This window comes from Synechococcus sp. B60.1 (genome assembly GCF_047462555.1).
GTDB lineage: Bacteria > Cyanobacteriota > Cyanobacteriia > Thermostichales > Thermostichaceae > Thermostichus.
The window spans coordinates 1-6,652 of the sequence record NZ_JANSJN010000128.1 but is presented as its reverse complement, the minus strand read 5'-3'; the positions used below and the strand labels follow the sequence as shown (position 1 = coordinate 6,652).

Genomic DNA, 6,652 nt, shown 5'->3' with positions numbered 1-6,652 from the left:
GAAGCGATATATCCAGAATCAGTCAGGAGGCGCTATCCCTCCCCACCCGGGTGGGGAATCCCGCGCCTTACGTTGAATTGGCCCCATCTCGAAAGCTTGAGAAAATCTTCAGGGTTCAGATAATTAATTGTCGAAATGGGCTGCCCCGGATTGCTCCAAAAGCTGGCGGTACAGCCTCACAATTTTGTCTTCCACCTCAGCCTGGCTCAGGTGATCCGTGTCGATCAGAATGGCATCGGGGGCAGGCCGCAAGGGAGAGATAAGCCGTTCGCTGTCGCGGCGATCCCGCTGCTCAATCTGAGCTTTTAACTCTTCAAGGGACACCACTTGTCCTTGGGCTTGCAGTTGGTGTTGCCGGCGCTGGGCCCGCTCCCCCACCGAGGCGGTCAAAAAGACTTTCAGCTCGGCATCAGGAAAAACATGGGTACCGATATCTCGCCCCTCCAGGACAGCCCCCCCATCCCGTCCAATGAGGCGTTGCCGCTTCACCAGCTCCTGCCGTACCCCTGGCACTGCCGCCACCTGAGAAACCCAGCGGGTCACCTCTGGGGAGCGAATGGCCTGGGTAACTTCCTCACCGTCAGCCCAGATGCGGGTTGGTTCGTCGGCCGAGGGGCCACTTTGTAAGGTTAGTTGGGTTTGGGCAGCCAGTTGGGTCAGTTGCTCGGCGTCGTCCAACGGGATCCCCCGCTGCAGCGCTAGCCAGGTGATGGCCCGGTACATCGCCCCCGTATCCAAGTACAGGAGCTGCAGTTGAGCGGCCACTGCTCGCGCTACGCTGGACTTCCCGGCCCCTGCCGGTCCGTCGATGGCAATCAGCGGGCGACGCCCTGTTTTCGGGGAAGGAGGCACTGCACTCTGCTGTTTTTGGGGCAAGGGATCCGCACCTTCCGGGGAAAGGAGCAGGTTGTCAATGAGGCGAGTTTGCCCTACATAGGCGGCGATGGCCAGCAGTCCCTTATCTTTGACCTCCGATAGGGGCTGGAGGGTTTGCGGATCCACCAATTCCAGATACTGCACGCGCACCTCCGGGGTGTGCTCTAGCTCAGCACGGGCGGCGGCCAGGATCCCTTCGGCGGAGGGATCCCCGGCTTGCCAGTGGTCGTAACCTCGGCGCAGGGCGCGGTACAGGCTGGCGGCCACCTGCCGCTCCGCTGCTGAGAGGTAGCGGTTGCGGGAGCTGTAGGCAAGGCCGTCGGCTTCTCGCACGGTGGGGCAAGGGACAATGGTGGTGGGGATCTGCAGATCCTGAACCAGGCGCTGGATGATGGCCAGTTGCTGGGCATCCTTTTGGCCAAAATAGGCCCGCTGCGGCTGCACCAGGTTCAGCAGTTGCAGCACGATGGTGGCCACGCCGCGAAAATGCCCCGGTCGGTGGGGGGCGCAGAGGGTCTGCAGAAGGGATTCGGGGGGCATCACCCAAGTGCGGTCGCCTCCGGCTGCCGGGTCGGCTCCCATCTCTTGCGGGTCGGGGGCAAACACCACATCCACGCCCGCCGCTTCACACAGGGCCCGATCCCCTTCCTCATCGCGGGGGTAGCGATCCCAGTCTTCGTTGGGGCCAAATTGGAGGGGGTTGACGAAGATGCTGACCACCGTGTGGTCACACTCTTGGCGGCAGCGGCGGATCAGACTGAGATGCCCCTCGTGCAGGGATCCCATCGTTGGCACCAAGCCTATGGTAGATCCCCGCCAGCTCGCTACCTGCTCCCGCAAAGCCGCCACCGTGCGCAGCCACTGCATCGCTATGCCACCTCACCTGCTGAGCCGCTCTCTTGCCGACGGTTTGGTGCCAGCTTTTCCTCCCTGGCTTTCACAGACCGATCTTATTGCCGCGCTGATACTGTCTGTAGGCGGCCACAAACAGGCCTGCCAAGGTAACCAGCACCATCCCCAAAACGATCCCCAGCAAAATTGGCTCGATCACAACCTAGGCCTCCTACTTCAAACCTAGATCATGATAAGCCAAGCCCAAACTCTTCCTCACCTTGCCCGGGCCTTTGAGGAGGGGATCCCTGCCAAAAATCAAAACAACGAAGAGACGGGGGACACCTCCCAATTGCCTCAGTGGATGGTCAAGTCTCCACGGCTATAGCTTGCTTTTTGATTGATCACTTCGTTTAACTTGCAACTGTCCCGCCTGAGCTTGCCGAAAGATGTTTCCCAACCACAACTGCCCTCCCGCTTTGAAGGAGTGCCTGTCTGGGCTGGAAGAGCAACTGCGCCCTCTGGCAGACAAGGCCGTTCCCCTACTGGTGGCAGACTCGGATCCGCTACAAGTGTGGGCTGCCGTTTTGGCCTGCCAACACCTGGGGATCCCCCTCTTCTTAGCCAATCCCCACTGGGGAGAACGGGAGTGGGGACAGGCTTTGGCCGGCCTGGGATCCGCTTGGCACTGGCGGCAAGGGCAGTTGCAGGAGGATCCCGCCTGCTCCAACCCCCAGCTGGAGCATTGGCAACAGCTCCTGCCCAGCACCGATTGGCCGGTAATTGGGATCCCTACCGGCGGCTCCGGCGGTCAGGTGAAATGGGCGGTGCACTCCTGGCGTACCCTCAGCGCCTCCGCCAGAGCCCACCAACAGCACTTCCGGGTGGAGTGTATCCATAGCTACTGTGTGTTGCCCCTGTACCACGTCAGCGGCCTGATGCAGGCTGTTCGTTCCTGGCTGAGCGGCGGCCAGTGGATTGTCTGGGATTGGAAACGACAGCAGCAGGCTGAGGCCTGGGATCCGCCTTTGCCGGGCAGCTTTCTGTCGCTGGTGCCCACCCAGTTGCAGCGGCTGTTGCTCAACGCCCAGCCAGGAGTCTTGGAGAGCCTACACCAATTCCAGGCCATTCTGGTTGGCGGCGGCCCCACCTGGCCCAGTTTACGGCAACAGGCCCGGCAGTTGCACTTGCCCCTAGCCCTCACCTACGGCATGACCGAAACCGCCTCCCAGGTATGTACGCTGCTGCCAGAAGCTTTCTTGCAGGGCAGCGACAGTCTGGGCCGGCCCCTACCCCACGCCACCGTGGAGATCCGCGGTGAGAGAGGGGATCCCCTGCCCGCCCAGACGGTAGGCCGCATCCACGTGTGGGCTGAGTCGCTGGCACTGGGCTACTACCCTCTCTCCAGCGAGGCAGATTCTCTAGGCCAATGGCAACAGCGGGGCTTCACCCCCGGCGATTGGGGCTATCTGGACTCAGAGGGCTATCTCTACTGGCTGGGCCGCGCCGACGAGCTCATCCTGACCGGAGGGGAAAAGGTGATGGCCGCCGAGGTGGAGGGGGAAATCCGCGCCAGCGGCTGGGTAGAAGATGTCTGTGTGCTGGGCCTGCCCGATGAGGAGTGGGGCCAGCAGGTGGTGGCGGTGGCTGTGCCCAGGGCTGGGATCTCTCTAAGCAGCAACGAGCTGGAGAAGCACCTAAAGCGGCACCTTGCACAACAACTAAGCCCCTTCAAGCACCCCAAGCAATGGCTGTGGTGTAGCGGGATCCCCCGCAACGCCCAGGGCAAGGTCAACCGCCAGCAGCTCCGGCAGTGGGCGGCCCAGCAGTTGAAAGTTGCAGCGCCAGGCAGCTAGCTGGATCCCTCCCGGATGCCCAGACGGGCTAGATCTCGCCGGATTTCAAAGGCCAACTCCCGGTTATTTGGCTCTGTGGCCAAGGCCTTTCTCAGATAGGCTTCTGCCTGCCGGTGGCGCCCCTCTTGGATCAAATGGTTGCCGAAGCGTTGATAGGCCAAAGCCAAGATGTGGATGGCCTCGCCGGAGTTGGGAAAGCGTTTCAGGAGGGCTTCGGCCAGAGCCACTGCCGTGGGCAGCTTGCGCTCGCGCCAGGCGGCCTTAACGCGGGCAATTCCTGCCTCAAGGGAGTCCCGAGCCGGCGGTTCTGCTGAGGTGGAGTCCAATCCAGTGGTGCGCACAACCACCCGCCTTTCTCCTTTCCCAGGACTGGGCGGGGATTGTCGTTGGGCGTCGTAGCGCCGCCGCTCTTCAGGGTTGCTCAGCACTTGGTAGGCCCGATAGATCTGCTCAAATCGTTCTCGGGATCCCTCTCCTGCCACATCGGGGTGAAACTGCCGTGCCAACCGGCGAAAGGCTCGCTTGATATCTTCGCTGTCTGCTTGGGGAGACAGGTTCAGAATCGCGTAGTAGTCCATGAGCGGTGGCAGAAGGAAGGGAATTGAGAGTTGCAGAACCTGGGCCAAAAGTCAGCTCCGACCTCTGACTCTGCCGCTGATCATGGCATGTCAACCCAGGCTGAACCAAGGGATCCTCTCAGCGCTAATGCAATTGAGATGCAAGCTTGTCGAGAATGGTTCTCATGGTCAAGGCTTGATGCTGCATTGACCCTGCTGGCTGAGCACCAAGAGGCCTCTTGCGGGCAGCTACTTCAGAAGCAGGGATCCAGTGCTAGACTTTGCCCAAGCTGTAAAGCCTAGACTTTGCCTATTCCTAACTCTCCCTGAAGAACTTTAAGCCCTATTTCCCAGTAACTATGAGCGAAGCCCTGCACCGCGCCTTGGCCAATCAAGATCTGCAACAATTGCTGGCTTACTTGCAGCAAGGGGCAGATGTGAATGCTCCCGATTGGCAGGGGGTTACCCCGCTTCACAAAGCAATACTCATCGGCAATCTGGAGTTGTTGGACTTGCTTTTGGCTTATGGCGCTTCTGTCCACTCGGTGGATTCCAGCGGGGCTACACCCCTCCATTTGGCTGCAGCCAGCGGCCAGGTGGAAGTGGTGGAGCGGCTTCTCCAGGCAGGCAGCGAGATCGATCTGCCAGATCGCTATGGATACACTCCTCTCCATCGGGCTGCCCTAGCCGATCAGGCAGAAGTTATCAGTCTGCTGATCCAAAAAGGGGCAAACGCCTGTGGCGTTCTCCACTGGGCTACGGCTACGGGTAGGAAAAGCGTTCTAGCTCGCCTACTCTCCAAGGGGGCACCGGTGGATGCCGTTGATGAGACGGGGCGAACTCCTCTGCACGAGGCGGCCACACAAGGACACTTGGGCATCGCTCGCTTTCTCATTTTGTACGGGGCTGATGTCAACGCGCGCAACCGCTTCGGGGCAACACCCATGCACTGGGCTGCCTGGGAAGGGCATGTCCCAATCCTAGAACTTTTGCTGCAGCATGGGGCCGAATTAAACCCCCGGAATCAGGAGGGGCACACACCTTTAGCCTATGCGCAAAAGCGGCAGCACAAGCTAGCTGCCCAATGGCTGCAAGACCGAGGCGCAACCCTTTAGTTTTCACGCCAAACAAAAACAAGAATCTGAAAGGGTAGTTGAGGGTGTAAAAGCTATAGTCACTTTCAAAAGTGATCCCTAGCTTCCCTCTGGGATACGGGCCATGGGTGAGGGGTGGAAAAAGGGTCTAGGGGTAAGAGCAAGGAACACCTTAGATTGTATCTCCATTCATAAGGGATCCCTACTTCTTGGGAGACAAGAGATAGAGACAGAAAAGGAGAGAGGATGTTAGGTTTCCTCTCTCCGATCTCTTCGTCGCGGTTAGCGTTAACGCCATCTAGATTCTAATCGATAAGTCGCACCTGATTCAATCCTTTTCTCCAAATTTTAATCTTCTTTCAGAATCATTTTTTAGAGAACAAAACAAGGACGGAACAGCTAGCTTGTTCCGAAAACATCCGTTTATCTCCTTAGAAGATTTATAGCCATTCCAAATAACTCAAGATACTTCCCCAGCGCTTCACGCCGCTTCCGCTTGCTAGCCCGCCGACGCAAGCGCAATCACCCTCGACTGCTACCTCCTCCTTCAACACGGTGTTGGCGGAAAACCTCCCTCCCCTGTTAATTGATGTTTAGTCTCATTAGATTAAAACCTCAACTTTGAGGGGAAAGGAGGAAAAGGGATCCCTGCCAAACGCAGGATGGCCAGTTCCGCCGGCGCGGGATCCCCGCTCTATCCAAGACAAGAGAGGAAGACTGATGGATTTGACTCCACCACTCACCTGAGTGACAGGATAGCACTATTGAGATCAAGTTGCAATATACCCCCGGAGCATACGGGGCACTCTTTGATAGAGACTTGCATCAAACTGAGTGAGTCTGGTAGAGTACTTGGCTAAAGTAGTTGGAAAAAATTTGCAGCTAGGTCTTTGCAGGTCACGGAGTGATGAGCATGACATGGCAACAGGTGCAGGCGGGCGTGTGGTGTCGGCAGTTGGGGCAACTGGCGCCCCAGTGGTGGCTGGGGTGGAGTCCTAGGCAGGGCTTCCAGCTCTATCGCCAAGATTCCCTACCTTCTCTCTCCGCTTTGCGGATGCGCTACCAAGAGCAGGATGGCTGGCTGGATGTGTTTTTCGGAGAAGCCGAGCAGCACCCCCAGCAGCGGCACAGCCTCTTAGACGCAACGGCGCGGGTGGCTTTGCACTACTTGCCGGAAGATCTAGCTCAGATTCGCTCCCTGAAGTGTCCTCACGAGCGCATTCCTCTGGAGCTTTGGCAGCGGCTAACCCAGCAACGGAGTTAAGGTCTACCAGAATCCTCAAAAAAACTAATGAACTACCCCACCGCGCAGGCGGGTGGGGTTTCCCCATCCGCTTTACGGCAAGATTTTTGTCTCTTCCTCTGCCCCAGTTGCTTCATCGATCCCGTGTACCGGGTCTCCGAAGTAGAGCTGAAGCATCCAAGACTCACGAGGCGG

Annotated in this window: 6 protein-coding genes; 3 read left to right on the top strand and 3 right to left on the bottom strand. The window is 58.7% G+C overall.

Annotation, left to right across the window (positions count from 1 at the left end):
* Positions 1–123: 123 nt before the first annotated feature.
* Together NW863_RS11925 and petG are read right to left on the bottom strand one after the other, a co-directional pair.
* On the bottom strand, positions 124–1,743 hold the full coding sequence (locus tag NW863_RS11925; RefSeq protein ID WP_414366592.1) for a bifunctional pantoate--beta-alanine ligase/(d)CMP kinase: 1,620 nt from the start codon (positions 1,741–1,743) through the stop codon (positions 124–126).
* A 70-nt stretch (positions 1,744–1,813) separates the two neighbouring features.
* Complete coding sequence (petG, locus tag NW863_RS11920; protein ID WP_414332627.1) at positions 1,814–1,927, bottom strand: cytochrome b6-f complex subunit V; 114 nt, start codon at positions 1,925–1,927, stop codon at positions 1,814–1,816.
* Between the two features lie 229 nt (positions 1,928–2,156).
* Between petG and NW863_RS11915 the strand changes: the two genes are divergently transcribed.
* Positions 2,157–3,563, top strand: a complete 1,407-nt coding sequence (locus NW863_RS11915; RefSeq protein WP_414366591.1) for a 2-succinylbenzoate--CoA ligase — start codon at positions 2,157–2,159, stop codon at positions 3,561–3,563.
* On the opposite strand, the gene NW863_RS11910 is transcribed toward NW863_RS11915, so the two are convergent.
* Entirely contained in the window at positions 3,560–4,141 is a 582-nt protein-coding gene (locus NW863_RS11910) for a DnaJ domain-containing protein (protein WP_414366590.1), read from the bottom strand. The genes NW863_RS11915 and NW863_RS11910 overlap by 4 nt on opposite strands.
* Positions 4,142–4,479: 338 nt before the next feature.
* Between NW863_RS11910 and NW863_RS11905 the strand changes: the two genes are divergently transcribed.
* Together NW863_RS11905 and NW863_RS11900 are read left to right on the top strand one after the other, a co-directional pair.
* On the top strand, positions 4,480–5,235 hold the full coding sequence (locus NW863_RS11905) for an ankyrin repeat domain-containing protein (protein WP_414366588.1): 756 nt from the start codon (positions 4,480–4,482) through the stop codon (positions 5,233–5,235).
* An 886-nt stretch (positions 5,236–6,121) separates the two neighbouring features.
* Positions 6,122–6,478: a hypothetical protein gene (locus NW863_RS11900; RefSeq protein WP_414366586.1), complete on the top strand. Its 357-nt coding sequence runs from the start codon at positions 6,122–6,124 to the stop codon at positions 6,476–6,478.
* Positions 6,479–6,652: the final 174 nt, after the last annotated feature.

Bases quoted from the DNA above. Each gene is read 5' to 3' on its own strand.
- NW863_RS11925 (WP_414366592.1), bottom strand. From the start codon at position 1,743: ATGCAGTGGCTGCGCACGGTGGCGGCTTTGCGGGAGCAGGTAGCGAGC.
- NW863_RS11915 (WP_414366591.1), top strand. From the start codon at position 2,157: ATGTTTCCCAACCACAACTGCCCTCCCGCTTTGAAGGAGTGCCTGTCT.
- NW863_RS11910 (WP_414366590.1), bottom strand. From the start codon at position 4,141: ATGGACTACTACGCGATTCTGAACCTGTCTCCCCAAGCAGACAGCGAA.
- NW863_RS11905 (WP_414366588.1), top strand. From the start codon at position 4,480: ATGAGCGAAGCCCTGCACCGCGCCTTGGCCAATCAAGATCTGCAACAA.
- NW863_RS11900 (WP_414366586.1), top strand. From the start codon at position 6,122: ATGAGCATGACATGGCAACAGGTGCAGGCGGGCGTGTGGTGTCGGCAG.